At 45.7% G+C, this 25,147-nt stretch carries 27 protein-coding genes and 1 other RNA gene; 13 read left to right on the top strand and 15 right to left on the bottom strand.

The annotated features are described in order from the left end of the window. Positions 1–43 precede the first annotated feature (43 nt). Genes AAC052_RS02065 through AAC052_RS02055 form a run of 3 tightly spaced genes read left to right on the top strand, consistent with a single transcriptional unit; the run spans position 44 to position 3,361 of the window. On the top strand, positions 44–1,783 hold the full coding sequence (locus AAC052_RS02065) for a CHASE3 domain-containing protein (RefSeq protein WP_339810549.1): 1,740 nt from the start codon (positions 44–46) through the stop codon (positions 1,781–1,783). After that, positions 1,773–2,225, top strand: coding sequence for a response regulator (locus tag AAC052_RS02060; protein ID WP_339810548.1), 453 nt, complete (start codon positions 1,773–1,775; stop codon positions 2,223–2,225). Before AAC052_RS02065 ends, AAC052_RS02060 begins: the two co-directional genes overlap by 11 nt. Further along, entirely contained in the window at positions 2,222–3,361 is a 1,140-nt protein-coding gene (locus AAC052_RS02055; RefSeq protein WP_339810546.1) for a hybrid sensor histidine kinase/response regulator, read from the top strand. The genes AAC052_RS02060 and AAC052_RS02055 overlap by 4 nt, the downstream gene beginning before the upstream one ends. A 45-nt stretch (positions 3,362–3,406) precedes the next feature. Here AAC052_RS02055 and AAC052_RS02050 read toward each other — a convergent pair whose 3' ends face one another. The 11 genes from AAC052_RS02050 to AAC052_RS02000 all read right to left on the bottom strand — a co-directional run bounded on the left by AAC052_RS02050 (position 3,407) and on the right by AAC052_RS02000 (position 8,994). Then, entirely contained in the window at positions 3,407–3,607 is a 201-nt protein-coding gene (locus AAC052_RS02050) for a hypothetical protein (protein ID WP_339810544.1), read from the bottom strand. Positions 3,608–3,830: 223 nt separating this feature from the next. Continuing rightward, positions 3,831–4,175 (bottom strand): hypothetical protein, encoded by a 345-nt coding sequence (locus tag AAC052_RS02045; RefSeq protein ID WP_339810542.1) that lies wholly within the window; start codon positions 4,173–4,175, stop codon positions 3,831–3,833. A gap of 5 nt (positions 4,176–4,180) precedes the next feature. Continuing rightward, positions 4,181–4,324 carry a hypothetical protein gene (locus AAC052_RS02040; RefSeq protein ID WP_339810539.1) on the bottom strand — a complete coding sequence of 48 codons (144 nt, stop codon included), beginning with the start codon at positions 4,322–4,324 and terminating at the stop codon, positions 4,181–4,183. A 373-nt stretch (positions 4,325–4,697) separates the two neighbouring features. Next, positions 4,698–5,114: a response regulator gene (locus AAC052_RS02035; RefSeq protein WP_339810537.1), complete on the bottom strand. Its 417-nt coding sequence runs from the start codon at positions 5,112–5,114 to the stop codon at positions 4,698–4,700. Positions 5,115–5,119: 5 nt separating this feature from the next. Further along, positions 5,120–6,280: an ATP-binding protein gene (locus tag AAC052_RS02030; RefSeq protein WP_339810534.1), complete on the bottom strand. Its 1,161-nt coding sequence runs from the start codon at positions 6,278–6,280 to the stop codon at positions 5,120–5,122. Between the two features lie 434 nt (positions 6,281–6,714). Next, complete coding sequence (locus AAC052_RS02025; protein WP_339810532.1) at positions 6,715–7,428, bottom strand: ATP-binding cassette domain-containing protein; 714 nt, start codon at positions 7,426–7,428, stop codon at positions 6,715–6,717. 2 nt (positions 7,429–7,430) lie between these two features. Next, entirely contained in the window at positions 7,431–7,634 is a 204-nt protein-coding gene (locus tag AAC052_RS02020) for a fructose-6-phosphate aldolase (RefSeq protein WP_152000535.1), read from the bottom strand. Positions 7,635–7,679: 45 nt separating this feature from the next. Next, positions 7,680–8,336 (bottom strand): fructose-6-phosphate aldolase, encoded by a 657-nt coding sequence (gene fsa, locus AAC052_RS02015; protein WP_152000509.1) that lies wholly within the window; start codon positions 8,334–8,336, stop codon positions 7,680–7,682. Positions 8,337–8,405: 69 nt separating this feature from the next. Next, an RNA gene (ffs, locus tag AAC052_RS02010) (signal recognition particle sRNA small type) lies at positions 8,406–8,503 on the bottom strand. Positions 8,504–8,565: 62 nt separating this feature from the next. Further along, positions 8,566–8,799, bottom strand: a complete 234-nt coding sequence (locus AAC052_RS02005) for a hypothetical protein (protein ID WP_339810531.1) — start codon at positions 8,797–8,799, stop codon at positions 8,566–8,568. Positions 8,800–8,826: 27 nt separating this feature from the next. Beyond that, positions 8,827–8,994, bottom strand: a complete 168-nt coding sequence (locus AAC052_RS02000) for a hypothetical protein (RefSeq protein WP_339810529.1) — start codon at positions 8,992–8,994, stop codon at positions 8,827–8,829. 84 nt (positions 8,995–9,078) lie between these two features. Here AAC052_RS02000 and AAC052_RS01995 point away from each other — a divergent pair, with 84 nt between their 5' ends. Next, positions 9,079–9,630: a GNAT family N-acetyltransferase gene (locus AAC052_RS01995; RefSeq protein ID WP_339810528.1), complete on the top strand. Its 552-nt coding sequence runs from the start codon at positions 9,079–9,081 to the stop codon at positions 9,628–9,630. Here the strand turns inward: AAC052_RS01995 and AAC052_RS01990 are convergent. Continuing rightward, positions 9,616–10,092 (bottom strand): hypothetical protein, encoded by a 477-nt coding sequence (locus tag AAC052_RS01990; protein WP_339810526.1) that lies wholly within the window; start codon positions 10,090–10,092, stop codon positions 9,616–9,618. The two genes, AAC052_RS01995 and AAC052_RS01990, sit on opposite strands and share 15 nt — an antisense overlap. 50 nt (positions 10,093–10,142) lie before the next feature. Then, complete coding sequence (locus AAC052_RS01985; RefSeq protein ID WP_339810524.1) at positions 10,143–10,736, bottom strand: PepSY domain-containing protein; 594 nt, start codon at positions 10,734–10,736, stop codon at positions 10,143–10,145. Between the two features lie 413 nt (positions 10,737–11,149). Between AAC052_RS01985 and AAC052_RS01980 the strand changes: the two genes are divergently transcribed. From AAC052_RS01980 to AAC052_RS01965, 4 genes are all read left to right on the top strand, one after another. Next, the gene (locus AAC052_RS01980; RefSeq protein WP_317490202.1) at positions 11,150–11,878 is read left to right on the top strand and encodes a porin family protein; all 729 of its coding nucleotides are present in this window, start codon (positions 11,150–11,152) and stop codon (positions 11,876–11,878) included. Positions 11,879–12,158: 280 nt separating this feature from the next. Then, on the top strand, positions 12,159–12,419 hold the full coding sequence (locus AAC052_RS01975) for a hypothetical protein (protein ID WP_317490203.1): 261 nt from the start codon (positions 12,159–12,161) through the stop codon (positions 12,417–12,419). Between the two features lie 244 nt (positions 12,420–12,663). Continuing rightward, positions 12,664–14,586, top strand: coding sequence for a tetratricopeptide repeat-containing sensor histidine kinase (locus AAC052_RS01970; RefSeq protein WP_317490204.1), 1,923 nt, complete (start codon positions 12,664–12,666; stop codon positions 14,584–14,586). A 6-nt stretch (positions 14,587–14,592) separates the two neighbouring features. After that, on the top strand, positions 14,593–15,678 hold the full coding sequence (locus AAC052_RS01965) for an alkaline phosphatase (RefSeq protein ID WP_317490205.1): 1,086 nt from the start codon (positions 14,593–14,595) through the stop codon (positions 15,676–15,678). A 66-nt stretch (positions 15,679–15,744) separates the two neighbouring features. Here AAC052_RS01965 and AAC052_RS01960 read toward each other — a convergent pair whose 3' ends face one another. Both AAC052_RS01960 and AAC052_RS01955 read right to left on the bottom strand, forming a co-directional pair. Then, the gene (locus tag AAC052_RS01960; RefSeq protein WP_339810520.1) at positions 15,745–16,587 is read right to left on the bottom strand and encodes a gliding motility-associated C-terminal domain-containing protein; all 843 of its coding nucleotides are present in this window, start codon (positions 16,585–16,587) and stop codon (positions 15,745–15,747) included. Positions 16,588–16,676: 89 nt separating this feature from the next. After that, positions 16,677–17,957, bottom strand: coding sequence for an aminotransferase class V-fold PLP-dependent enzyme (locus tag AAC052_RS01955; RefSeq protein ID WP_339810517.1), 1,281 nt, complete (start codon positions 17,955–17,957; stop codon positions 16,677–16,679). Positions 17,958–18,204: 247 nt separating this feature from the next. Here AAC052_RS01955 and AAC052_RS01950 point away from each other — a divergent pair, with 247 nt between their 5' ends. The 5 genes from AAC052_RS01950 to AAC052_RS01930 all read left to right on the top strand — a co-directional run bounded on the left by AAC052_RS01950 (position 18,205) and on the right by AAC052_RS01930 (position 25,088). Beyond that, positions 18,205–18,888, top strand: a complete 684-nt coding sequence (locus AAC052_RS01950; protein WP_339810514.1) for a hypothetical protein — start codon at positions 18,205–18,207, stop codon at positions 18,886–18,888. Between the two features lie 171 nt (positions 18,889–19,059). Further along, positions 19,060–19,383: a helix-turn-helix transcriptional regulator gene (locus AAC052_RS01945; protein WP_339793149.1), complete on the top strand. Its 324-nt coding sequence runs from the start codon at positions 19,060–19,062 to the stop codon at positions 19,381–19,383. 79 nt (positions 19,384–19,462) lie between these two features. Continuing rightward, the gene (locus AAC052_RS01940) at positions 19,463–22,030 is read left to right on the top strand and encodes an ABC transporter permease (protein WP_339810511.1); all 2,568 of its coding nucleotides are present in this window, start codon (positions 19,463–19,465) and stop codon (positions 22,028–22,030) included. A 115-nt stretch (positions 22,031–22,145) separates the two neighbouring features. Further along, a complete protein-coding gene (locus AAC052_RS01935) occupies positions 22,146–22,481 on the top strand; it encodes a PadR family transcriptional regulator (protein WP_317490211.1) in 336 nt (111 codons plus the stop codon). Positions 22,482–22,487: 6 nt separating this feature from the next. Then, positions 22,488–25,088: an ABC transporter permease gene (locus tag AAC052_RS01930; RefSeq protein ID WP_339810509.1), complete on the top strand. Its 2,601-nt coding sequence runs from the start codon at positions 22,488–22,490 to the stop codon at positions 25,086–25,088. The last annotated feature ends 59 nt before the right edge of the window (positions 25,089–25,147 follow it).

Raw genomic sequence — 25,147 nt, 5'->3', positions numbered from 1 at the left:
ATAACAGTGGAATTGGCTAAAACGCCGGTTTTATTCTGCCGCTTTGAAGAGAAGAAAGATGCTATCGGAAGTTGACAAACGTATTATTGGGGGCTTTGTGACGGCACTTTTGCTTCTGGTTGTTACGATGTTCTTTTCCTACCGGAATATGTCACAATTTCGCTCCATCACCTTTGAAGTGTCGCACACACAAGAAGTGCTTTTTCAAATTGAAGGGATTTATTCAAATCTTCTTGAAATTGAGTCGAGTCGACGTGGCTTCCTGCTTTATGGAGAAAAATCCTTTGAGGATACCTACAAGCAAAGGAGCAGGGATATTGCCGTACACTTGGATAGCCTGAAAAAGTTGGTAGCCGACAATGCCGTGCAGCTTGGAAGTTTGGATACTCTGGGACAGCTAATAGCGCAAAAGATTGCATTGGGAACCATGGAAAGTGCGGGTATTGGCCAACTTCCAGCTCCGCCGAATAGAAATTCGCTGACAGGAAAGCGGCTTACCGATGCCATCAGGCGGGTGTCGGAGGGTATGAAGAGCCGTGAAAGAGACCTGCTAGGCAGGCGGGTGAGTCTTGCTAACGCTTCCAATCGCCAGTTCTACCAATTGTATGTGGCCTTTGGGTTGATTATTCTGGTGATCATTATCATTACACTATATATTTTTCGAGGCCGGATGAAGGAGCGTCAGGCTGCTGAAAATGCGCTACGACAGCGCTCCGAAGAGATAAGGGATCTGTACGATAATGCTCCTTGTGGCTATCATTCTCTTGACGACAGGGGTTATTTTATTGAAATAAACAATACTTTGTTACGCTGGCTGGGGTACAACAAGGATGAGGTAGTATACAAGAAGAATTTCTCAGATTTTCTGAAGGAGGAAGAGCGGGAGGTTTTCAGATCGAATTTCCAACTGTTCAAAGAAGGCGGGAGGGCGGATGCTGTTGAATTCGAGCTTGTTAGAAGTGACGGTACTTCTTTCCCAGCTATATTGAATGCAACGGCTGTAGTTGACGGAAATGGAAAATTTATCAAGGATCGTGCTTCTATCTTCGATATCACTGCCAGAAAACAGGCAGAAGAAAAGGCTCATTTTTTGAATGCCGAGCTGGAAGCATTTAGTTACTCCGTTTCACACGACTTACGTGCACCGTTGCGGTCAATTGATAGTTATACGAAGATTATTGCAGAAGAGTACAATGATAAACTTGACGACGAGGGTAAAAGACTGATCAGCATTGTAATGCGAAATGCTGTCCGAATGGCCCGGCTCATCGACGATTTGCTGGACTTTTCACGCCTCGGCCGGAAGGAGTTGGTAAAATCAACTTTTAGCATGAACTTCTTGGTGCAAAGTGTGCTGGAAGAAATGGAGGTAAGGAACGATGACCCCAGGATTTTCTTGAAAAATGAAATAGCGCTTGATGCCTGGGGGGATAAAAAAACGATACGGCAGGTTTGGTACAACCTTATCTCAAATGCGATCAAATACTCTTCCAAAGTTTACAGAACTGAGCTAACCTTTGGCTGTTATTCCGAATCACACCGGCAGGTGTACTTCATAAAGGACAACGGCGTGGGGTTTGACATGGCCTACTATGATAAACTATTTGGTGTTTTCCAGCGGCTGCATAGTGCGAAGGAATACGATGGCACAGGAGTGGGCCTGGCCTTGAGTCATCGGATCGTTTCCAGGCACGGAGGGAATATATGGGCAGAATCTAGCCCGGGCAAAGGCGCAACATTTTACTTTAGTATACCTACCAAAAATACAAAAGATGATAGCTGAAACAGACGGAGAACCTTATTTGGTAATTGTAGATGACAGTGAGGAAGATGCAGAACTCACTACCAGAGTGCTCAAATCGGAAAAGTTGATCAAGAGCGTTGTGCATTTCTCTGATGGTGCGGCAGCGCTGGATTATTTCTTTTCAACTTCATTCAGAAGGCTCCCCGTTCTCATGTTGCTTGACCTGGACATGCCGAAGGTGGGTGGGCTGGAAGTTTTACGAAAGATAAAACAAGACGAACTAAAAAAACATATCCCTATCGTGATCATGTCATCCTGTGGAGATGATAACGTAGTACGGGAGTCTTACTCCCTCGGGGTAAATGGTTTCGTAAGGAAACACGTGCAGTTTGAGAGATTCAAACAGGAGATGCTGTGCGTTGGCGATTTCTGGCTGAGAACAAACTACTATCCGGGCAACCCGAACCAAACTGACCAATGAGCAAACCCAGTTCTTTGCGAATATTGATCCTGGAGGATTTCGAAGAGGATGCTGATCTCTTAAAGATCAATCTTAGGAGGCAAGGCGTTGTTTTTGAAGACGTTGTTGTGGACAACAGGGATGATTATGTCCGGCAGCTGACGGATTTCTGTCCGGAGGTGGTGTTGTCCGATCATCAGCTTCCGCAATTTGATTCAACGGAAGCCCTGCAAATTTGCAGGGAGAAAACAGATAACATCCCATTTATTTTGGTTACAGGCACGGTGTCTGAAGAGTTCGCCGTACTGTGTATTAAGCAGGGTGCAGATGACTACATACTCAAAAGCAACCTTACACGTCTTTCTTCGGCCATATTTAGCGCACTCAATCAACGGGAAGAGGAGAGGAAGCGAAAAGAAGCTGAAGAGATACTGAGAGAACAAAACAAGGAGCTTACCAAACTCAACGGAGAGCTTGATAGCTTTGTGTACAGGGTTTCCCATAACCTCAGGGCCCCCCTCACTTCAGTGCTGGGCCTTATTCAGCTCTCTAAGCTGAATGGCGTGTCGCCTTCCGAAATAGAAAAATACCTCAGTTTGATGGAGCAAAGCATTGTGAAGCTCGATCATACTGTACGAGGCATTCTCGACTACTCACAGAACACCCGGAAAGCTCTTGAGAGTGAAGAGGTGGTTTTCGTTACGGCGATTGATGAAAGCATCTCTAATTTCAGGTACATGGAAAGGTTTGATGCCATTAGTATCAAGAAAGAGATCGATCAGACCACAGATTTTCACTCTGATACACTCAGGCTGGCTTTTATTTTTGATAACCTCATTTCCAACGCCATCAAATTTTCAAAAAAACGAACGGAGGAGCCTCCGTTTATCAGGATTGGGGTCAAGGTTGGAAAAGAGAAGGCGGTCATTATTGTGGAAGACAATGGGATTGGTATAGAACCCGAATATACCAGGAAGGTGTTTGACATGTTTTTTAAAATGGGTGAGTCAGGAGCTGGCCTTGGTTTGTATATCGTCAAAGAAACCGTAGCCAGGCTAAAGGGTAGTATAGCGTTGAGCTCCGAGCCTGACAGGGGCACAACAATTACGATAGAGCTTCCGAATCAACTTCAGCATTCTTTTGAGGCTGATCAATAATTCTGTCGGGTAAGCCGTAATGCGCCGACAGCTCCTTCATCTTCTTCAGCAGCGCATCCAGATAGTAATCTGGCCATTACAGTTTTTCCCTTCAAAAAAGCTGTGGTAATTCTCCGTTAGGTCAGGGAAGTACTTGCTAACAGCCCTTGTCACGAGCATTTTGCGATCGGAAGGCCCGTCGCCAAAAAGGGTCAGGCTGGCAGGCATTACGTACCGTTCACCTACTTTTTGAAAACTGCTCATCATTTGAGAAGGTGCCTGCCGGTGTCAGAAATGTAGGGCAGAAGCGGCATGAGGCTTATACCGGTGTGAAAGCCTGAACTCCAGCCCCCGAGCCTTACTGAGGGTGGAGTGGCGCCGGGCTCAAAAATATAAGCAATGGTATCATTGATTGTGGAAATTGAAAACGTGATGAGCAGATCCGGGGGTGCTTTGCCTTTGAGGTCATCGGGCAAAATAGCCTTGCTTTTTATTCCCTCTGGCAAATCAAAATCTCTGACAATAAGGTCTGACCTGGTGATCCTGGTGTCTTTTTCAATCTGTAGGTAAGGGTCTGTGGCCGACGACAGCACAATGTAGCCGTACTGACCTTTCGGGCAAGTAGGAAAAGGGCTTTATCGAGGAGTGTTGCAGCATTTTGCTTCACAGCCAGCTTTTCCTCCATATGGATACCGTACTTGCTGCCTCGGATATAGCAAAACAGGCTGTTGAAGGAGCAGCCGCTATAAGGGTTGATGGTGTAGTCGTCCAGAAACCAGGGGTCACGCCTTTTGGGTTTGCTGAGGATGGTTTTTGCCTGGATAAGCTGTGGCATGGGGGCTACGTTGAAAAGATCACCTTTCCTTTAATGTACTCAGTCATTCTCAGCAACTCAAGGTTTTCGTTGAAATTGCCCCGGAAAGCAAATGGCCTGCTGTCCATCACAGGCTGGTAGATATGCCATTCTGGCTCGGGTGTAGGCATGTCAGGCACGCTGGCAAGTGCTATCTACTCAAGGGTGCCCTCCATTGCTGGGTGGAGGAGGCAGACGGGCAATGTCTGCCATGTACACAAAGCCGCACCGTCTGTATTTTGTAGGCGAAGTTTCTACAAGGATTCCACAATGGCTCATGTAAGACAGTTTGATGCCGGTTTCTTCCAGGGGTTTCTCTTATTACTACCTCGTGGGGGCTGTCAAAGGGGTTAAGTTTGCCACCCACGGGTGCATAAACCGTTTAAGTTTTTTTTGCCGTTTCAAAAACAGCAGCTCTTTTTTGAACCTGAGAACGCCAATCACAGTGGCTTTTTTTCAGGCCTTTTGGTGCTTGGTGAGCTAGCATCAATTTACGACCGTTTATTACCTGCTTGGGAAATAGTCGCCTACAATGTCATGAACCATCTCGATCGATAATGGCTTGGTTCTAAATCCGGATATAATTGGTTCGCTCTCTGCTCTTGATCGATCGTCCGGGTTAAGCGACGTGGTTAGCATCACCAGTACTATATCGCTTTTTTGATCTGCCCGAAGTCCCCTGTACCTTTCGAGGAAAGTCCACCCATCCATTACCGGCATGTTGATATCAAGGAAAATCAAATCGGGCGGTGTTAAGCCATCATTCAGCGCATCGGCAGAGAGATATTCCATTGCCTCTTTTCCATTTAACCTTATGGTTATATTGTCTGCAACTTCAGCTTTTTGGATAACCATTTTGTTGATCAAATTAGTCGAGTGATCATCATCAACTAGTAAGATGTTTTTCAGTTTACGATGCATATCAATTAAGTTATTGGTATTGTGAAAAAAAACGTACTGCCCCTGCCAGGCCTGGGTTTTGCCCATATTTTTCCGGCGTGCAGGTCGATAATTTTTTTACAATGCGCCAACCCAATGCCGGTACCTGGGTATTCGTCCCGGTTATGAAGGCGTTTAAAAATCATAAAAATAGTTTCGCTGTGCTCGCTCTCAAAGCCGATCCCGTTATCTTTTACCGAGAACTGCCAGGAGCGATTTTTTCTTTGAGCTGATATGTTTATTGCAGGTCTGCTGCCTGTTTTTTTGAATTTAATAGCATTTGCAATTAAATTTTGAAATAGGAGTCGCAGTTCCACTTTATAACCTCTTATTTTTGGCAAGGGGGTCGAGGTAATATTTACGCCTCCGGCTTCTTCAATAACAACAGCTAAGTCGGCCAGCACTCCATGTAGTATAGCATCACAATCAACCACCTCCATTTGCCTGTCTTTGCCAATTCTTGAGTAATCAAGCAACCCTTTGACTAATTCTTTCAGCCTGTTGGATGATTCAACGATATATTTTAAATAGAGGCTGGTTTGCTCATTAAGATTGCCGACAAGGTCATTTTTAAGGAGTTCAACCAAGCTTAGTAATGAGCGCAAAGGTTCCTGTAAATCGTGAGAAGTGATGTAGGCAAACTGGGCTAGTTCTTTATTTTGTTGAGCCAGGATGGCGTTTTTGGCAAGAAGCTCTTTTTTGCTTTTTTCAATTTTTTTTGTGCGTTTAACCACTTCCTTTTCAAGGGTCTCATTTAGTAGCTGAATTTCTTTTGATCGTTTGACAATCTCGACTTCCATTTCATGCACAGTGCTGTTTAAATTGCTTGTTAGCTCTTTTGTCTTCTTGTCCTCTTCTGTCAGGTTGATGTAGTCGGTTACATCCTCCACTTTGTTCACAATACAAATCAATTCATTTTTCTCGTTCAGAACAGGTTTATTCACAGGACACCAGTACCTTACTTCAAAGGTGCCATCTATCATTGGGATGTCGTATTTTATCACTCCCATATTATGTGGTTTCTTGTTTTTTAAGACAAATGAAAGAGATTTCTTCAAGGCTGAAGGGCCATCATTTTCAGGGTTATCAGGATTGGCTGGAAATACCTTAAATATGTTCTTTCCTATTATTTCCTCTTTCTTGGTCATTGTGGCAGCAGCATAGGAGTCCGTGAGGTCAATGATTATCAGCTCTTTGGATAAGATTAAGTTGAGGCCCGGAAGGGAGTCAAATAGAATTTTATAGTTAATTTGGGTCATTTTTACTGTAAGCGAATAAGATTTGATTCTTTGTGGAAGAAATCAGAATCTAACGATTTGCATCTTTTAAGATGATATCTAATGTTGAATTATGGCATGAAAGTATAATGAAAATAAACGGGAAAAAGAAACACGGCTTTGAATTCTTTAAATGAAGCAATGCATGTTTGGGAAACAACATTTTTAATCAATTGTTTCCACTGTCTTATTCACCTATATCACCTTGTTGTTCTGAAGATGAATATGGGCTAAGTTTTTGGAGTGAGTTGCCTGCAAAATAGCAGGAGTCGGGGGGGTAGAGGAAAAAGGATAATAAGGTAGTCTTATAGGTCTTCTGTGGAGAGACTGAAGCTATCTTTTTTGGAATCGAGCAAGCGCCCGGCCTCACATTTGAGCACCCGGCCCGGATATTTTTTCAGAAAGGCGTGGTTGTGAGTCGCCATCAGAATGGCCGTGCCGCTGTTGTTGATTTCCAGAAAGAGTTTGAAAATGCCATCAGAAACGTCCGGGTCAAGGTTACCCGTAGGCTCGTCGGCCAGCAGTATAGCAGGCTCGTTGATCAGCGCCCGGGCAATCACCACCCGCTGCTGTTCGCCACCCGAAAGCTGGTGAGGCATTTTGTTGCCTACTGAGCCCAGACCCACTTTCATCAGCACTTCCGACTCACGGGCCTTCATTTTGGACCGGTCAGTCCATCCGGTGGCCTTCATCACGAAGTTGAGGTTTTCGGAGACGGTTCTGTCGCTGAAAAGCTGAAAGTCCTGAAACACGATGCCTATTTTCCTGCGAAGGTAAGGTACTTTTGAACTTTTGATGTTTCGGATTGAGTGACTTGCCACTGTGGCGTCGCCAAGCCTTAAAGCAAGGTCGGCGTAGAGGGTTTTTAGCAAAGATGACTTTCCGCTTCCTGTTCTTCCAATCAGGTAAACAAACTCGCCTTTTTCAATCTCAAATGTAATGTCATTTAGCACCGTGCTGTTTTCCTGAAACACAGTAGCATTACTTATCGCAACAACGGGTTCAGAACTAAATGACATTTTCAGAGGCTTAGCTTTTGGAGCTTGCCAAAAGGCAGCTCAGTGATCAATTTTTGAAGTGCTTCTTCCTTCCCCTCCAATCCGTACTTTTCAATATTTTTCAAAGGCCTGTCAGCCCTGAAATAGGCAATAAGCACAAAATTATCATCCCTCAGCTGGATGTAGTCTGGAATTTTGGCCTTGCCTTTCACTTTGATAATATACATATCTTCAATGGTAGATGAAGATACAACTGCTGAGACACTCATTTGTTAGGAGTTGCCTTTTTTGTAGTCGGCCAGAAATTTCTCCAGACCGCTGTCAGTCAACGGGTGCTTCAGCAGCGCTGTTATAACATTCAGCGGGCAGGTAACCACGTCGGCGCCTATTTCAGCACATTTGATCAGGTGCATGGTGTGGCGAACCGATGCAGCCAGGATCTGCGTTTCAAAAGCATAGTTGGTGTAAATCTGCACCATTTGCTCAATCAGGTCAAGCCCGTCATGAGAGATGTCATCGAGTCTTCCGATGAAAGGAGACACATAGCTGGCTCCAGCCTTCGCCGCCAGAATAGCCTGGCCTGAGCTAAATACCAATGTGCAGTTGGTTCTGATGCCCTCAGCAGAGAAAGCTTTGATGGCTTTCACGCCGTCACGGATCATCGGCACTTTTACAACAATTTTATCATCAATTTTGGCAAGCTCTTTTCCTTCCTTCATCATGCCTTCGAAGTCGGTAGAGATAACTTCGGCACTTACGTTGTCATCCACAATCTTGCAAATGGCTTTGTAATGAGCCAGAATATTTTCTTTGCCTGTAATGCCTTCTTTGGCCATCAGGCTTGGGTTGGTGGTTACACCATCCAACACGCCCAGGTCGTTGGCTTCTTTAATCTCGCTAAGGTTCGCTGTATCGATGAAAAATTGCATAGTATGAGGGGGTTTTAAGAATGCTTACAAAGCTAGTTAATCTCTGCTAAATTGTAAGGAGGGAAATAAAAAATGGCAAACCGAATATCGCACCGCTACAACCGCTTACCCTTGCTTCCTTCCGGACCTGGGGGATTCAGCAGGAGCTGGTCGTACCGATTTGCCGCTGCAAAGTTATGGAATTATTAATGGTAAAATCAAATAGAAAACAAACTTTGATCGGATTGCCTTATTCCACCAGGCCTTTGAGGTACAGATTAAATTCGAGAGGGCTTCCTTCTTTGAATTCATCCGCCGCCAGGTCTTCGAAAATATCTTTGTCGAATACCCTTTTGGTTTTTTCTATCTGCCCATTGGCATGGACAATTAGTTCTGTGCCCCTAAAGCTCTCCGGATTGATCTGAACCAGTATTTTGAAGCCCTCAAGCTCCTTTTTATAATATTGATGAATGATGTCTTTCATACCTGGGGTAAAGGTATGAAATGGAAACTACAGATCGTCTATTCTTCTGTAACTGCTCTCTCTGCTAACCGACACATCGTAAAATGTGTCGTCGTCATCATCGTCTGTGTCTTCGCTGGTTACAACCACCGTCTTTTCGTATGTGTTGTCCCACAGGTCAGAGTATAAATCGTCGAGTTCTCTTTCTGCTTCCATATCCTGTTGTTTGGAAGCAAGGTATGGTTGGTGGTTTACAACTATCGAAATTATTTTTTAATCTTAAGTGAAATATTGGTAACAATGACCACACCTCAAGTGAAGGAACAGTTTGAGACAGAAAGACTGAAAATAAGAAAGATTGTGCCCACTGACACGCCCCACGTGTTCAATACTTATGCATCGGTTAAAAAATCGACCAGATACATATCGTGGCCTACTCACAAGTCCGTAGAAAAAGATACGCTGCCTTTTGTGGACTACGCCCTACAAGCTTGGAATGCAGGCACTGACTTCACTTACCTGATTTTCGACCTGAGTGGCACCCCTGTTGGCTCAATTGGCTTTATCAATGAAAAAGGCAGAGTGTCTTTTGGCTATATTCTTGGCCCGGCGTTTTGGGGCAAGGGCTTTATTGTGGAGGTGCTGAACGAAATGCTGCCGTGGTTTGCTGCCCAGGTTTGGGTGTACCGCCTGTGGGCCTGCTGCGATGTGGACAATACCGCCTCGAAGCGGGTGCTGGAAAAGGCTGGGCTTCAATTTGAAGGGCGAATTGCCGACTGGGCGATTTTTCCCAATCAAAAATTCAAGAGCAAAGACTGTTTCTTTTTTTACTATCCGTTAAAGAAGAGGTAGCTTTTGCAGCGAGGGCTGAGTAGCATCGGAAATATTCACTTTGTCGAGTAGTTCATCCTCCAAAGCTGATGCCCATGTTGTCAGGTACTTTACCACATCGTCTCTGTGGTTGTGGCGGAGGTTCCGATCCGTCAGGGGAAGCTTGCCAAGCACTTCCTGGTCAGAAAGCCTTTCCAGATGCACAAGATCTTCCCTGTCAAGTCCTGCGCTCAGCATTTCGCTAATGAGCAAGTCCATTGGCATGCCGCTGGTGGGACAGAAGTCGTTGATTTGATCCGACCAGTCGCCATGGCCTCTCATCGCATAGGCATGGATATCGGCCCTGGTCAGCTGAGTGATTTCCTGGGCCAGATTGCCGCAGTTGCAGCTTCCCATATGGCCCCACATATAGTCGTTGCCCTTTTTTAGTTTTTCGGCCGTCCGACGAATCGCCTGAATCAGGGCCGCATTTGCTTTAGCCATCCTACTCTTTTTTGATGGAAAATTTAATCATCTGCTCGATATTTTGCTAACTATGCGTGCACCTTATTTGTTTGCTTTCTCATGGCTTTCGGCCCATACCAGAGCCAAAAACCGGTGATTGTAAACACTAGGAGAGCGAGGCCAATGACTGTGGTGTATGTAAGCTTAAAAAGGCCTTTCTGCCATCCAAAAGCATCGTCGACAATAGAACCGTCGTGGATGTGCTCGATCAAATCTGATAATCTGGTTTCGGTATGCAGCACCTCCCCCGTGGTGCAGTCGATCTGAAGGCTTTGATAATGATCAGTAAACAAGATTTTCACTATCCCCTTGTCGGGCCGGATGTCAAGCCTGTCAATTGTAGGGGAAAGCGAGGCGTCTATGGAGTCGTGAAGGTATGTTTTGGCAATTGTCATTATTTCACTCATTGGTTTCCATTCCTGCTGGTTCGCTGACTGCCCGGTTCGGGTTTTGGCCAGGATCAAGTCGCCCGAATGTTTTTTCCACCCGAGCAGCAGGCCTGATATGGAAACAAAGAAGAAGAATACGAAGAGGAATGCGCCAGTTAGGCGATGCACCTTTCGGAAAACTCTCAACACTTTTGCTTGCGCCTTGCGGGATGCGTTGGCTTCGGAGTTGCTCATTTTAATTTCCTTGCTGTTTCTGCGAAACTATCCGTTACAGGAATTTATTCCCTTCCGGCTATGGAAATTGTGAAAGGAAGTTGCGGGTTCATGGCCGGAAACCGGTAATGGTAGAGGGCAATGGTACATTCGTCGTGAAGGAACCACTAAAATTTGCTAATATTGCACTTCAACTTAAATTTGCACCGCAAAACATAATTACAATGGGAAGAGGAGATAAAAAGACGAGAAAAGGAAAAATTACAATTGCTTCTCACGGCAATTCCAGGCCAGCTAAAGAGAAGAATGAGAAAACCAAAATCCAGAGCCCAAAGGAGTCATAAACTCTTTACAGGTTTTTGGTACGTATGAATGTCTCATGGGAAAGACAATAAATCTTGCCTTTGAGACATTTTAATTTAAAAGGAATCCAAATGAGGTTTTTTCGGATTTTGATCTTCATTGCGGCTTGCCTGTCCGGGGTTTCTGTATCGGGCCAGGAAATTGATGAAACGGCTACAGCGCCCACCGGCAGCAGTAAAGGAGGCGCATGGGGCTATTTTGGCTTGCGTGGGGGTGCGCATTTCAGTGAAGTGCTTTTCAGCGACACGTTCAGGCCTGTGATTATGCAAACTAGTTTTGTTTACGGTAAACAATATGGTGCCGTAGGAAAACTCTTTCTGGCGGAACATGCGGGCATTCAAATGGAAGTGAACTACATCGAGAAGGGCTACAAACAACTTCTCGACTCTGGTTTTTACACCACCAAAATGAATTATTTGGAGATCCCCTTGCTGATGAATGCCTATCTCGGAAAGCAAAAGACTCAATTTTTTGTGAACATGGGCCCCTATCTGGAGATATTCCTCAATCAGAAGGACGAACTGCAGGGCGTAGTAAAAGATGGTGAAGAGTTTTATCGGTTTGACCCGAATGTTGATCGAACCATTGGCTATGGGCTCAGAGCATCGGGAGGGCTCAACAGACTTTTCAGCTTCGGGCTGCTACAACTGGAGGGAGGCCTTGAGGTCACCATCAGCGATATGATTTTTTCAAACAGGCTCATTTCTACTATCCCCGACGGCTCCAAGCACCTGGTAGGCTTTGTGTCTTTGGCCTACATGATTCCCATGGGCAAAAAACCAGAAGCTCGAGGGAAATAATATCTTCGCTTTTTTCCAATTTATTCTGTTTGATTCAAACACACTTGCAAGTGTGCAAATAGTGCTGTTCTCTTTTCTGTTACGTGCTTGTTTCGAAGCAATGTGTCGAAGAGTGGCGACGCCTGGAAATGAAGAATCGCCTGACAAATGCCGCCGAAATCGTTTGTTTAATTAAGTCATTGTTAATATTGCTCGCATTTCTTTGCATTTCATCTAACGAAGTGATTAATTTTGTGCATAATTATTAAAGATATTATTACTCTATTAAGCATTACAAATTATGGCTACTTCAGCTAATGAGAAAATTGAGATGGCTTGCGTTGAGGCACGTGAGAAGCTCGCACAACTTGGGATTGAAGAGAAAATTCAAGCGGAGTTGGACTGGGTACTTGGAAGTTTCAGGAATGACCAAAACTCGTCTGGATTGTATGAGATAGGAGCAAAGGCTTTGAAGGCACTTGTGAAATATAAAAAAGACAAACCCAAAGCCGTTACTAAGAAAATGATTGACGAGCTTGAAAAGGCACTGAAAACGAAGTAATTTTTTTGGTACTACAACAGAGCTGTTTCAATAGGCAGTTGCGAATTTGGTAGTAGACCAAATGTCGATATATTGAGAGTGCGCCTTTCTTTCAATCAGGTTGGTCGGGTAACTACCTTTGAAACAGCTTTTTCTTCACTTCCCATCCCAAGATTTCACAAACCTTTAATCACAGTTCTGCTCCGTGCTGGATCATAATTGCTATTTTTGTTCCGTCAGCGATTTTAGGCGCACCCATGGTTCAATGAAAGGAAGGAAGATACTTTTTATACTACTGTTCTTAATGAGCGGGTCGGTGCCCCCCTTGTTCGGGAGACATTTTTACCAGGAACCGGCGAAACCATCTCACGATCACGTCTCGCTTGTCGACAGCATTAACCATCTTGCCGGCGTTTTCCTTAGAACGGAGCCTGATTCCGCTCAGGCATTAATCACCGAATCACTGGAAGTTTCCCGACAGTACGACTACACTGCAGGCGTTGCGAGGGCTTTATTTCTACAGGGTAACTATTACCAGAACAGAGGCCAGCTTGAGCTTGCCTACAGGACTTTTTACGAGTCGCTTCAACTTCATGAATCTGAGAAGGACAAAAAAAGCGTAGCGGAATGTTATAATAGCATCGGCGATGTTTTCAGAAGGCAAAAGAACTACAAGGAAGCAAGCAGAAACTATGATTTGTCCTTTGCTTTGGCCAACGAAATAGGAGATTCAGCACTAGTCTCGGAGAATATCAACAATTTTGGCGATGTTTTCAGAGATCAAAAAGACTACGATGCGGCTATTCTTCGGTACAATGAGGCACTCGAAATTGATCTGAAAATAAACAATGGATACGGCGTAACCGATGGCTATAATAACCTGGGCGATGTGTATCTCTACCTGGCAGACTACGACCAGGCCATATCGTACTACAATCGTGCCCTGAGGCTGGCAGAGTCAATGAATAATCAGCTGGAGGTGGCAGACAACCTCAATAAACTGGGCCGGGCTTATGCTGCAAAAGACGACCTGGAAACTGCTTTGTTTTACTCGAAGCTGGCAGCCACGGTAAGCGGCAGAATCAGGCTAACTGAGGAGCTTATGGAAGCCTACTACAGCCTGGCGGAGGTGTACCAACGGGTGGGCAGGTATGACAAGGCACTTGAGAGCCATATGCTGTATTCCAAGTTTCAGGACTCACTGCTTGACGTTAGGTCCGTTCGCAAAATATCGGAACTACAGTTTTTGTTTGAATCAGAGAAGAAGGACAGTGAAATTCTATTGAAAGAAGCAGAACTTGAAACACAGTCCGTTCAGCTCAAATGGCTGATTACGGCGGTTATACTGCTGATCATTTTGGCACTGGTGTTTTATCGAAACTACATTTCAAAGCAAAGGGTAAACAACAAGTTGATTGCTCAGCAGGAGGAAATCAAACGCCAGACCGAAAGACTGGAAGAAAAGAACCGACAGCTGAAAATTATCAATGAAGAAAAAAATGAAATCATTGGCATGGTAGCGCACGATTTGAGAGCACCGATCAACCAGGTCATGTCGGTGGTTAACCTTATGCACTACGAAAAGGAATCATTTTCCGACGATATGGTTTCCTATCTGAGCATTATGGAACGGGCTACTACGAGAATGAAATTCATGGTGAGCGAGATTCTTGATGCGGAAGCGATAGAAAACTCGACTTTCAATATGGATATTGAAAATGTCGACCTGTGCGAAATTATTGAGGAGGAGAAGAAGAATTACCGGTTATATGCCGACAAGAAAAAGTTAAAACTGACTACTGAACTGGTGGGAAACCCAGCTTGCGCCAGGGTTGATAAAAATATCTACCGGAATATAATAGAGAACCTACTTTCCAATGCGCTGAAGTACTCTCCAGAAGGAAAAGAGATCAAGTTGATTCTCCGGTTTGAGGCTGACAGGGTTGTCACTTCGGTGAAGGACGAAGGGCCTGGGTTGAGTGACGAAGATATGAAAAGGGTTTTCGGAAAATACCAGAGACTAAGTGCTCAGCCAACGGGAGGTGAGGAAAGCATCGGGCTTGGGTTGTCGCTGGTGAAAAAATTCACTGAAGCCATGAACGGAGAGGTGTGGTGTGAAAGCACAGAAGGAAATGGCGCCGAATTTTTTGTGTCATTTGAAAAAGTAACTTCCAATTCAAACAAATAAACATCAATGTATCTAGCTAAAAGAATTCTTATGCTGCTGTTAGTAATAGTGGCATCCTGCAATCCTCCAAAGGAGGTTTCTACTCAACCTGAGAAAAAGGCGGTGAAGAATGTGATCTTCATGGTAGGTGATGGCATGGGGCTTACACAAGCCACCGCAGGCTTGGTTGCCAATGATTTCAAGCTTAATCTTGAGAGGGTGCAATATGTTGGGTTAAGCAAAACTTTTTCCAGCGATGCATTGATAACCGACTCAGCGGCTGGCGCAACTGCTTTTTCCATTGGAGAGAAAAGCTACAACGGAGCCATTGGTGTTATGCCCGATTCAACTTCGAGAGAAACGATTCTGGAGACAGCCGGAGCTAAGGGACTTGCTACAGGTCTTGTTGTCGTATGCACCATTACCCATGCTACCCCGGGTTCCTTTTATGCTCATCAGCCATCGAGAAACATGCATGAGGAAATTGCTTCCGACATGATCGATTCGCCTCTCAACTATTTTGTTGGAGGGGGAAGAAAGTACTTCGCCACTCGCAAAGACAGCAGCAGCATATTGCCTGCTTTGGAGGAAAAAGGCTTCAGTTTTGTAGAAAGCCTGGAGGCATTCAAAAGTAGTGCATCGGAGAAAATTGGCTATTTCATAGCTGATGGGGAGCCTGCTCCCGTGGCAGAAGGCAGAGGGCCGATCTTGAGCGATGCGGTAGAAGCGATGCTTCCAAAATTAGCCAGCGACCCAGAGGGCTTCTTTTTGGTCGTAGAAGGTTCTCAGATTGACTGGGGTGGGCACTCCAACGACTCTGACTATATCACCTCTGAGATGATCGACTTTGACAACGCTATAGGCAAAGTGCTCGACTTCGCTGCTAAAGATGGTAATACGCTGGTGGTGATTACTGCTGACCATGAAACGGGCGGGTATTCGCTCACCGAATCAGAAGATCCGTGGAAGTTTGAGCCCAAGTTCACTACTGGGCATCACACCGCTACCATGGTTCCGGTGTATGCTTTCGGAGCCGGTTCGGAAGCGTTTGCTGGCATCTACCACAACACGGAAATTTACCACAAGATGATGAAGGCCTACGGCTGGAAATAGCTTGCCATGTGTTTTGAGCTTCTGGCACCTGCTCGCTGGAAGCTCAAAACATTTGGTTTAAAATTCTTACCTGATAATACTCACTTCGCCTTTCCAGGTCTTATCTTTTATCGAATTGGTAAGCGTATAAAAGTAGACGCCTGACGGCCAGTCTCCGCCAGCCCAGTCATTTTGATAGTCTTCGGTTTCAAAGGCCATGTCGCCATCTCTGCTCACTACCTTAAGAGACGATGAAGGCTTGATTCCTTTGATAAAAAACTGATCATTGAATCCGTCCCCGTTAGGTGTGAAAGCCGTGGGAATAATCAGTGGTTCCTCAATCAGGTCGAAATTATCTATAAGAATATTGCCATTGGTTGCACGATTGCCTTCAGGGGTTGCCACAAAAACCAGGTACCTCAAGTTGTCCATTTCAGGCCGGATTACTTCCTCAAAATGTATCCAATCTGTGTTATCAATTAATGGAGACTCCCATAAAAGTTCTTCCATAAGGCAACTTTCGGTTCCTCCGTAAATTGTCAGCTTTATTGGCCGATTGACCCATACGAAAGTGCTATTATCATCGTATCCCATGTCATCGGCATGAGCCAGGCTTACGCTGATCACGTAAGGAAAGCCCGCAATCATTGGGAGGTTGAGTCTGGTTTCCATGTCCTCCCGCACTTCGAACGGTTCGACAGGAAGGCTCCGGGTAACGATGCCCATATAGGTTTTGCCATCATCGGCTGGTAAAGTCACACCATAAGAAAAAGGTTGGGTGTCCGGTGTGCTTTCGGATGAACACGGGTACCAAAACGCCGGTGGTCTGTTGGGGCGGTTGGCTCCTTCGAATGATTTGTTGTTGACCAGCTGAGCCCAGCCAGAGTGTTGAAACATGTAAGCAAATAATAACAATACCAGGTTCTTCATTCAGTTAAATATGGCCTGTTGCTTTTTATTCAATGACAATGAAAATTTCTGGCTCTACACAATCACCTAAAGGTAAACAGAATTTGGGCTTATTTTGAAACTATCTTGGTCAAAGCTTCCACCAGCTTGTCGAGCTCTTTAATGGTGGTATACAAATGCGGAGCAATTCTGGCACCCTGTATGTCATCGTTGTCGATAGCCACAGTGAATATCTTGTATTCGGAATAAAGAGTATCTACCAGTTCATTCGGAGACATTCCTTCAACACCCAGATTGCAAATGGCGTAGGACTGGCCTTCTCCCAATGGCGTGTTAATTTTTATTTTGGGAAAGCTTTTTACCTTACTCACCCAGTAGTGTTTGAGGTAGTTCAGCCGGGATGCCTTCAGGCTACTGCCTATACTCTCGTGGAACCGGATGGCAGCAGCTATCGACAGTTGATTGGCGCATGGTTGCGTGCCAAAGTGCTCCAATTTCTTGATGTTATCTTCAGCAAAGTCAGTGTCGCCAAAAAGTGGCCATATTTTGCTTGCCTTCCCTTTTTTTACATAGAGCAGGCCGTTGCCCAAAGGAGCGCAGAGCCATTTGTGCAGGCTGCACGCAAAATAGTCACAGTCTAGATCCGAGATTTTGAACGGCACATGGGCAAATGCATGGGCTCCGTCTACGATCACTTCAATGCCCTTTTTGTGTGCCATGGCACAAATTTCCTTGACTGGCAGCACCTGGCCTGTCAGGTAGGTCATGAACGATACCAGTATCACTTTCGTCTTACTGGTAACAGCTTTCTCTATAAGCTGCACGATTTGCTCTTGCGAATCGGGAACCAACGGAAGTGGGACCACCTTTACCGGCGTGCCGAATCTCTTTTGTCGCTGATCCAAAGCCTGAATCATGCTTGGGTACTCTCGATTGGTGCGGAGAATCTCCTCGCCCTCTTTCAACGTTAGCCCCTGAATGATGATGTTAAGCGATTCAGTAGTGTTTCTGGTCATGATGAGTTCATCGGTGCCACAGCCGGCAAAGTCTGCGAGCTGCTGCCGCAAGGCGTCTCTTTCTTCAAACTGCTTCCGTCTCATGTAGAAGCTTGGTGACTCATTGATCATGCGCACATTGTCGATCTGGTCTTCCAGGGTCACATTGGCAGCGGGGCTAAAATACCCAGCCTCCAGGTTGATGAAATGCGGGTTCTGTACGTAGCATTGCTGCACCTGATACCAGAACGATTCATCGGTTATCAGCTCAGCGTCAGACTTATCAAGAGGCTTTTTCAATTGGGGCAGGCTCTTTTCGGTGCTTGTTAATGGAAGAAATGTGGCACCAAGTGCAGCTTCGCTTGTTTTTGTTAAGAATGATCGCCTGTCAATCATGGAAGTTTTTTTATTCAATAAAGCAAATTCTGCTGAGGGTAGCACGGTTGTTTAGGGGTATGTTATCAAAAGTTTGTCTTATAGTTACTTTCCAAGAAATACATAGGTTTCTTGTTTTCTGTATAAATACCACCCATGCATTAGCGGGTGGTATTTTTTATGCCCTATAGCTTCCGCAAAGAGGTATCTTTCTTACCTTATATAGTGTTATATTTCAAAATTCTTTTCCCGTTTGAACTCCAAAATTATGAATGTCAACAAGCTGCTTTTTACCGTGCTCCTGGCTTTTCTTTTTTCTCCGGCTTTTTCGCAGTCTTTTAATGGACGGAACCTTGCCGATCATATGCTGATCAAGATCATGGATAAGAGTCTTTACAAACAAGAATATCCTGTTGATGGCTCTCCTTACTTAAACCCAGAGTTTGTAGAAGGTGAGGTGTACACCAGCAAGGGAAACTATACCGAGGTGCCTTTGCGATACAATATTGATACAGATGTGATTGAATTCAGCCAGAACGAAGCGGTGTATGCACTTGATCCGGAGCCAAGGATAAAGAAGGTGGTGATAGGGGAAAATGTGTTTGTGGTCGACAAAGGAGAAATAGTGGGTAAAATGAATAATAGCTTTTATCTGCGGCTTGACAGCGGTAAGGCTCAGTTGCTGATGAAAAAAACAGTGTCGTTCAGAGAAGCTCAGGCAGCGCAGGCCATGCAGGCGGCCTCTACTCCAGCAAGGTACCAAAAGATGCCGGATCAGTATTTTTACAAAATAGGGGACGGCGGGGTAATGAAAATCGGCAGTATCAAGAAATTGATCGAAGAGTTTCCTGACAAACAGGAAGAGCTCAGTGCTTTCGCCAAAAAGGAAAAGATATCTCCTAAAAATGAGAAAGAGCTGGTCAGCTTTTTTCAGTATTACAATTCCCTATAACCCCGGTGCCAATCGGGGTAATCGCATGGCTTGAGCCGGTAAGTAAGTTTTAGTTTGCTTTCAATCATCATTTCCTTTGCAAACAGGAAATAAATAATTTCTATATCATTTGGTTTTAGGAATCAAATCTGCTTACATTAGATTTGGTTTTAGGAATATAATACGTAGACTATGAAGCTAGGAGCATTTGAAGAATTGGTATTACTGGCAGTAGGTTCGCTTGGCGAGGAGGCCTATGGGGTTACTGTAAAGGAAACACTTCAGCAGAAAATGGGTAAGAACCCCAGCATTGGTGCGCTACACTCCGCTCTTTACCGGTTGGAGGATAAAGGCTGTGTAACGTCTGAGGAGGGCGGTGCAACGACAGAACGGGGCGGGCGCCGGAAGAAATTTTATAAGCTGACGGCCTATGGCATTACCATGCTGGAAGAAGCCAATCAATTGCGAATGGAGTTTGCCCGTCAGGTGCCAGGGCTAAACTTAAGCACGGAGTAAGTCGTGCCCACAGCGACACATCAGATTTTATCGCTGTCAGTTCAGTGAGAAGCTGGCGGCACGATTTATAGAAAGAGCCATGTCAAATAGAAAAATACACCCTCCCCGCCTTGCCGACCGCTTCCTCCGGTGGTTCTGCTCCGACGAAGTGCTGGAAACACTCCAAGGGGACTTGTATGAGCTGTATGAAAAGCGGAGGGAGAAAAAGGGGGAGCTCCTTGCGGACATTTACTATGCGTTCGATGTGCTAAGTGCACTTCGGCCATTTGCACTTGAAAAGAAAAGGTCAAACTCAAATTATACAACGATGTTTCATCATTACATAACCATTTCGTGGCGGAACCTCCGGGTCAACCGCCTTTACTCATTGCTCAATATTTCCGGGCTGGCCGTTGGGTTGGCTTGTGGTATACTGATCCTTTTATGGATTTCGCATGAACTGAGTTACGATACTTTCCACAGAAACCAGGCAAATATCTACCAGTTGATGCGCCATGAGGTAATGAGCGGTGAATACTTCACAGGCGATGTTACCCCTGCACCATTGGGGCCGAGCCTGAAGAGTGGCATGCCCGAAGTACTTTATGCGACCCGGACGCTTGGGGCTGGCAAACAGCTGGTGAACGCAGGGCATGAAAACACCTATGAAGCGGTGCTTTATGCTGACCCTGATTTTTTTAATATTATGACCTTTCCGTCCATTACCGGGAATGCTATAGAAGCATTAAATTCTCCTGGGAGTGTGGTCATTACCGAGCGTACTGCTAAAAAGCTATTTGTGAATGCAGACCCAATAGGAAAGGCGATCACTGTTAATAATACCGACGAATTTTTGGTAGCAGCCGTTATTCGGGACATCCCAACCAATAGCTCAATCCGATTTGATATCGTTATTCCTTTCAGCACCTATGAACAAAACAGACATCTTACGTGGGACAATAATTCCTTCCAGACATGGATACTGCTTGCTCCGTCCACGGATTTGCTTGCTTTTAATGAAAAAATAGATGGCATGGTTGAAGAGCATTTGGACAACGAAGAGGTTCATTTGTTTGCTTTTCCCCTCGAACGCCTGCACCTCTACAACCACTTTGCCAACGGAAGACCCGATGGTGGCAAAATAGACTTCGTGTACCTGGTCGGTGCGCTTGGTGTGTTTATTTTGCTCCTTGCCTGTGTGAACTTTATGAACCTGGCCACGGCACGCTCTGAACGCCGGGCAAAGGAAGTGGGGATCAGGAAGGTGATAGGGGCACAGCGAAGAATCATTGTGGGGCAATTTTTGACCGAGGCGATGATGATCACTTTTTTTGGCCTTTTTCTCAGTGTTATTGCAGTCAAGCTTGTGCTACCCTCGTTTAATGAACTGACAGGAAAAGACCTTTCGATGTCGCTGGCCAACTGGCGACTTTGGTCATCAGTGTTGTTGCTCGGCTGGACTACAGGTATGGTGGCGGGAAGTTATCCGGCATTTTTCCTAAGTGGGTTTAAACCGGTGCAGGCTATAGCCGGTCTGGGTAATACAGTAAAAGGCGCTTCTATTTTTCGTCGTGTGCTTGTAACCTTTCAGTTTTTTGTCTCCATTTTCCTGATTATATCAACGATTGTCATTTACGTGCAGCTGGAGCACATCCAAGGCAGGCCTTTGGGTTATGATCAGGAGACCCTGATCGAACTGCCGATGCGTGGAGACATGGGCAAAGCATTTGAAGTTTTCAAGAATGACCTGCTTCAGTTGCAAGGAGTGACAGGCGTGTCGGCAGGTGGTGACAACCTGATCAAGGTAGGAGGGGGCGTCACCGGCTTTCAATGGCCTGGCAAAGGTCCCGACGAAGATTTCCCGGTCAATATTACCTCAGTGCATTACGACTGGATAAAGACGACAGGTCTGACGATGGCCGAGGGCAGGGACTTCAGCCCCGAATATGGCACCGATTCGCTGGCTTGTTTGATCAACGAAACTGCAGTGAGGCGCATGAGGTTGGAGCAGCCAGTGGGCACTCATCTGGGGGAGAAAAGTTATATTGTGGGAGTGGTGAAGGACTTTGTATTTAATGACCCCACAAGTGACCCGGAGCCCCTTGTTATTTACCTGGGCACAAACCAGATCAGGCACATTTTTATCCGCTTTGAGAACGACCATGACTGGCAGCAGAGACTTGGTCAGATAGAGCAAATATTCGAAGGTTATTTCCCTGCCTATCCCTTCGAGGTGCATTTTACCAAAGACGAGTATCAAAAGCGCTTTGAAGTGATACGATCAATGAGAGGAATAGCCATACTTTTCAGTGGATTAGCCATCTTTATCGCTTGTCTGGGTCTTATCGGCTTGTCCGCCTACGTTGCTGAACGTCGCAAAAAGGAAGTAGGTATTCGTAAGGTGCTGGGAGCCACCATTTCAAATATCAGCATTGCCCTTTCTTTGGACTTCCTAAAACCGGTGTTTTTATCCTTTCTCCTCGCAGCTCCCCTTGCAGGATGGCTATTAGACACCGGATTAGACAATATTGACTATAGGATAGAACTTTCGTGGTGGATATTTGCCCTGGCTGGCGGGGTGGCATTCACATTGGCCTGTCTAATGGTGAGCTATCACGCTATCAAAGCTTCAACCGCCAATCCTGTGGAATCGCTGAGAAGAGAATAGGCTACTACACTATTTTCGTTCCCGCCACGCAGGTATAACAGACATATGTTATACTTTATATAACATATCTCAATTCTTTCCGTATATTTGTTATACTATATATAACTAATGGCAAATGGAAAAAGAATACATTGGTGAACTGGAAGAGTTGGTGCTGCTCCTGATAGTGATGCTCAAAGAAGATGCTTATGGGCTGGCTATCAGAAAGGCTTTGAAGGAGCAAGCGAGCCGCACGGTAACCATCGGCGCAGTACATGGAACGGTAAACCGCCTGGAGAGCAAAGGCTTTATCGAATCGAGGCTTGGTGGGGCTACCGAAGAAAGAGGAGGCAGGCACAAAAGGATTTTCAGTCTTACAGCCTCTGGTAAAAAGGTGCTGGAAAGAAGCCGGGACGTGAAGGTCAACCTTTGGATGCAGATTCCCGAACTGGCCATCAACAAGCTAGGCTAATTTCGCATGGCTGCACACAAAAATAAACGGCCGCCTGCATCGGCAGACAAACTCCTTTCCTGGTTTGTTAAAGACGAGCTGCTGGACGAAATCCTCGGCGATCTCTATGAATACCACCAGGAGCTTGCTCACAAGCCTAGCTGGAAAAGGAGGCTTTTCTACTGGTTCCATGTGCTCAATTTTCTGCGCCCATGGGCATTGAAAGGAATATCAAGGACTAACTCAAATTATACAACCATGTTTAAACACTACTTCAAAATCTCCTGGAGAAACCTCCTTCGGAACAAAGGGTACTCTCTTATCAACATCGGAGGACTGGCGGCCGGGATGACGGTGGCCATCCTCATCGGTCTTTGGATCAACGATGAGCTTTCGTTCAATAAATACCACGAAAATTACGACACCATTGCCAAAATCTACAGGACCAGTAAATTGGACCAGTTCACTAATTCGGTGCAAGTACCAGGCCTTGCCCGGGTCCTAAAGTCGGAATATGGCGATTTCTTTGAGCATGTGGCGCTGGTAAGAGCCAGGGTCGAAGAAAGGGTGATCGCTTTTGGTGAGAAAAAGTTTTCGCAAAGCGGCTATTTCATGCAAGATGGAGGCCCGCAAATGCTCACCCTAAAAATGAAATATGGGAATCAGGGTGCCCTGAAGGAGATGAACTCCATTATGTTAACGTCCTCACTTGCTTCGAAGCTTTTCGGCGACACCGACCCCGTTGGAGAGATGGTGACTATGGATGCCACTACCAGCCTGCAGGTCACGGGTGTATACGAAGACCTTCCGAAAAACTCCGAATTCAACGAAGCGTCCTACCTGGCACCTGTTGAGCTCTATGTAAATGGTTGGACGACACTCAATGTGTGGGATAATTATTTTACCTACATCTACCTTCAGATCAAGCCGGGGCATTCATTTGAGGAAATATCGGCCACCATTGCCGAAGCCATGGTGCCTCACGTTGACGAGGAAACTGCTGAGGGAGATCCAAGGATTTTTCTTCAGCCCATGAGTAAGTGGCACCTTTACTCCGAATTTGAGAATGGCACGCCGGTGACCAGCCAGCGATTGAAGACCGTCTGGTACAATGGTATTATTGGTGGATTCGTGCTCCTGCTGGCCTGCATCAATTTCATGAATTTAAGCACCGCCAGGTCGGAAAAACGTGCCAAGGAAGTCGGTATACTCAAAGCACTTGGTTCGCATCGCAGTCAGCTGATACAGCAGTTTTTTGGAGAGTCTATGCTGGTAACATTGCTTGCTTTTATAGTCGCCATTTTCTTAGTGGTGTTGACACTGCCCTGGTTCAATGAGGTGGCAGCCAAGTCCATGGTACTCCCATGGGCAAGCCCTCTCTTCTGGCTGGCCGTTTTATCGATTGTCGGGATAACCGGAGTGCTGGCGGGCAGTTATCCGGCCCTTTTTCTTTCATCGCTTGATGCGGTAAAGGTACTTAAGGGTACGTTCAAAGCCGGACGCTTGGCATCGTTGCCACGGAAACTATTGGTGGTTATCCAATTTACAGTATCGATCAGCCTGATCATTGGCACGCTGGTAGTGTATCAGCAACTGGAATACGCCAAGAGTCGGCCCGTTGGCTACTCCCGGGATGGTTTGATCTCGCTGAGGAGCGCTTCGAAGGAGTTCAAAGGAAAGTACCTGGTGCTAAGAAATGAATTGAAGCAAACAGGCATGGTGGAGGAAATTGCCGAAGCCAACTATTCGGTGACAGACACCCGTGGCTGGAATGGTGGATTTGCCTGGCATGGAGAAAAATATGAGCAGACATTCAACACTATTTTTGTGACGTATGAGTACGGCAAAACCGTCGGTTTACAATTCGTTGACGGCAGAGATTTCTCGAGAGACATAGCTAGCGATAAAAGTGGTATCATCATCAATGAGTCAGCCGCTAAGCTATTTGCGCTGGAAAACCCTGTCGGCGAAGAGCTAACCTGGCAAGACAGGGGTTCATACACCATTCTCGGCGTAGTAAAAGACATGGTAAAGGGTTCTCCTTACGAACCCACCGATCCGTCGGTCATTTTCTTAGGGGAGTTTGATATGTCTTGGCTGTATATCCGCCTCAATCCTGCCGTAAGCACGCACGAAGCTCTCCCGAAAATTCAGGAAGTGTTTGCAAGACTCACCCCATCTACACCCTTCGACTACACATTTGCTGATGAAGCTTACGCTCTAAAGTTTGAGGAAGAAGAGCGAATAGGTAAACTGGGGTTTGTGTTTGCCGGTTTGGCCATTCTAATCAGTTGCCTGGGATTATTGGGGTTGTCGGCTTTTGTGGCCGAGCAGCGCATTAGGGAAATCGGCATTCGAAAGGTGCTGGGAGCATCGGTGGCTGGCTTATGGCAAATGCTGTCCAAAGACTTCATCGTGCTTGTTGTTATTTCTTGTGTTATCGCCATGCCGCTGGCCTGGTATTTTATGGATAGCTGGCTGGATAGCTTTGTGTATCGGTCCGCCATTAGCTGGTTGGTTTTTGCCATTACCGGTGCCATTGCCCTGCTGATCACAATGGCTACTGTAAGCTTTCAAGCTTTGAAGGCTGCGACTGCTAACCCGGTGAAGTCGTTGAGGACAGAGTAGGTGATTGTTTACCGAAGGCGAAAGTTTTGTATATTTAATTAACAAACTGATTTTGTGCC

This window comes from uncultured Imperialibacter sp. (assembly GCF_963974565.1).
Taxonomy (GTDB): Bacteria; Bacteroidota; Bacteroidia; order Cytophagales; family Cyclobacteriaceae; genus Imperialibacter; species Imperialibacter roseus.
The sequence above is the reverse complement of the archived record's forward strand: the minus strand, read 5'-3'. Positions and strand labels throughout refer to the sequence as shown.

Coding starts and splice junctions, on each gene's coding strand:
- AAC052_RS02035 (WP_339810537.1), bottom strand. CDS start 5,114: ATGCATCGTAAACTGAAAAACATCTTACTAGTTGATGATGATCACTCG.
- AAC052_RS02050 (WP_339810544.1), bottom strand. CDS start 3,607: ATGATGAGCAGTTTTCAAAAAGTAGGTGAACGGTACGTAATGCCTGCC.
- AAC052_RS01970 (WP_317490204.1), top strand. CDS start 12,664: ATGAAAGGAAGGAAGATACTTTTTATACTACTGTTCTTAATGAGCGGG.
- AAC052_RS01980 (WP_317490202.1), top strand. CDS start 11,150: ATGAGGTTTTTTCGGATTTTGATCTTCATTGCGGCTTGCCTGTCCGGG.
- fsa (WP_152000509.1), bottom strand. CDS start 8,336: ATGCAATTTTTCATCGATACAGCGAACCTTAGCGAGATTAAAGAAGCC.
- AAC052_RS02045 (WP_339810542.1), bottom strand. CDS start 4,175: ATGCCACAGCTTATCCAGGCAAAAACCATCCTCAGCAAACCCAAAAGG.
- AAC052_RS01995 (WP_339810528.1), top strand. CDS start 9,079: ATGACCACACCTCAAGTGAAGGAACAGTTTGAGACAGAAAGACTGAAA.
- AAC052_RS01985 (WP_339810524.1), bottom strand. CDS start 10,736: ATGAGCAACTCCGAAGCCAACGCATCCCGCAAGGCGCAAGCAAAAGTG.
- AAC052_RS02060 (WP_339810548.1), top strand. CDS start 1,773: ATGATAGCTGAAACAGACGGAGAACCTTATTTGGTAATTGTAGATGAC.
- AAC052_RS01940 (WP_339810511.1), top strand. CDS start 19,463: ATGTCAAATAGAAAAATACACCCTCCCCGCCTTGCCGACCGCTTCCTC.
- AAC052_RS01990 (WP_339810526.1), bottom strand. CDS start 10,092: ATGGCTAAAGCAAATGCGGCCCTGATTCAGGCGATTCGTCGGACGGCC.
- AAC052_RS02000 (WP_339810529.1), bottom strand. CDS start 8,994: ATGGAAGCAGAAAGAGAACTCGACGATTTATACTCTGACCTGTGGGAC.
- AAC052_RS02020 (WP_152000535.1), bottom strand. CDS start 7,634: ATGTATATTATCAAAGTGAAAGGCAAGGCCAAAATTCCAGACTACATC.
- AAC052_RS01975 (WP_317490203.1), top strand. CDS start 12,159: ATGGCTACTTCAGCTAATGAGAAAATTGAGATGGCTTGCGTTGAGGCA.
- AAC052_RS01965 (WP_317490205.1), top strand. CDS start 14,593: ATGTATCTAGCTAAAAGAATTCTTATGCTGCTGTTAGTAATAGTGGCA.
- AAC052_RS01955 (WP_339810517.1), bottom strand. CDS start 17,957: ATGATTGACAGGCGATCATTCTTAACAAAAACAAGCGAAGCTGCACTT.
- AAC052_RS02040 (WP_339810539.1), bottom strand. CDS start 4,324: ATGCCTACACCCGAGCCAGAATGGCATATCTACCAGCCTGTGATGGAC.
- AAC052_RS02055 (WP_339810546.1), top strand. CDS start 2,222: ATGAGCAAACCCAGTTCTTTGCGAATATTGATCCTGGAGGATTTCGAA.
- AAC052_RS02005 (WP_339810531.1), bottom strand. CDS start 8,799: ATGAAAGACATCATTCATCAATATTATAAAAAGGAGCTTGAGGGCTTC.
- AAC052_RS01950 (WP_339810514.1), top strand. CDS start 18,205: ATGAATGTCAACAAGCTGCTTTTTACCGTGCTCCTGGCTTTTCTTTTT.
- AAC052_RS02025 (WP_339810532.1), bottom strand. CDS start 7,428: ATGTCATTTAGTTCTGAACCCGTTGTTGCGATAAGTAATGCTACTGTG.
- AAC052_RS01935 (WP_317490211.1), top strand. CDS start 22,146: ATGGAAAAAGAATACATTGGTGAACTGGAAGAGTTGGTGCTGCTCCTG.
- AAC052_RS01930 (WP_339810509.1), top strand. CDS start 22,488: ATGGCTGCACACAAAAATAAACGGCCGCCTGCATCGGCAGACAAACTC.
- AAC052_RS02030 (WP_339810534.1), bottom strand. CDS start 6,280: ATGACCAAGAAAGAGGAAATAATAGGAAAGAACATATTTAAGGTATTT.
- AAC052_RS01960 (WP_339810520.1), bottom strand. CDS start 16,587: ATGAAGAACCTGGTATTGTTATTATTTGCTTACATGTTTCAACACTCT.
- AAC052_RS01945 (WP_339793149.1), top strand. CDS start 19,060: ATGAAGCTAGGAGCATTTGAAGAATTGGTATTACTGGCAGTAGGTTCG.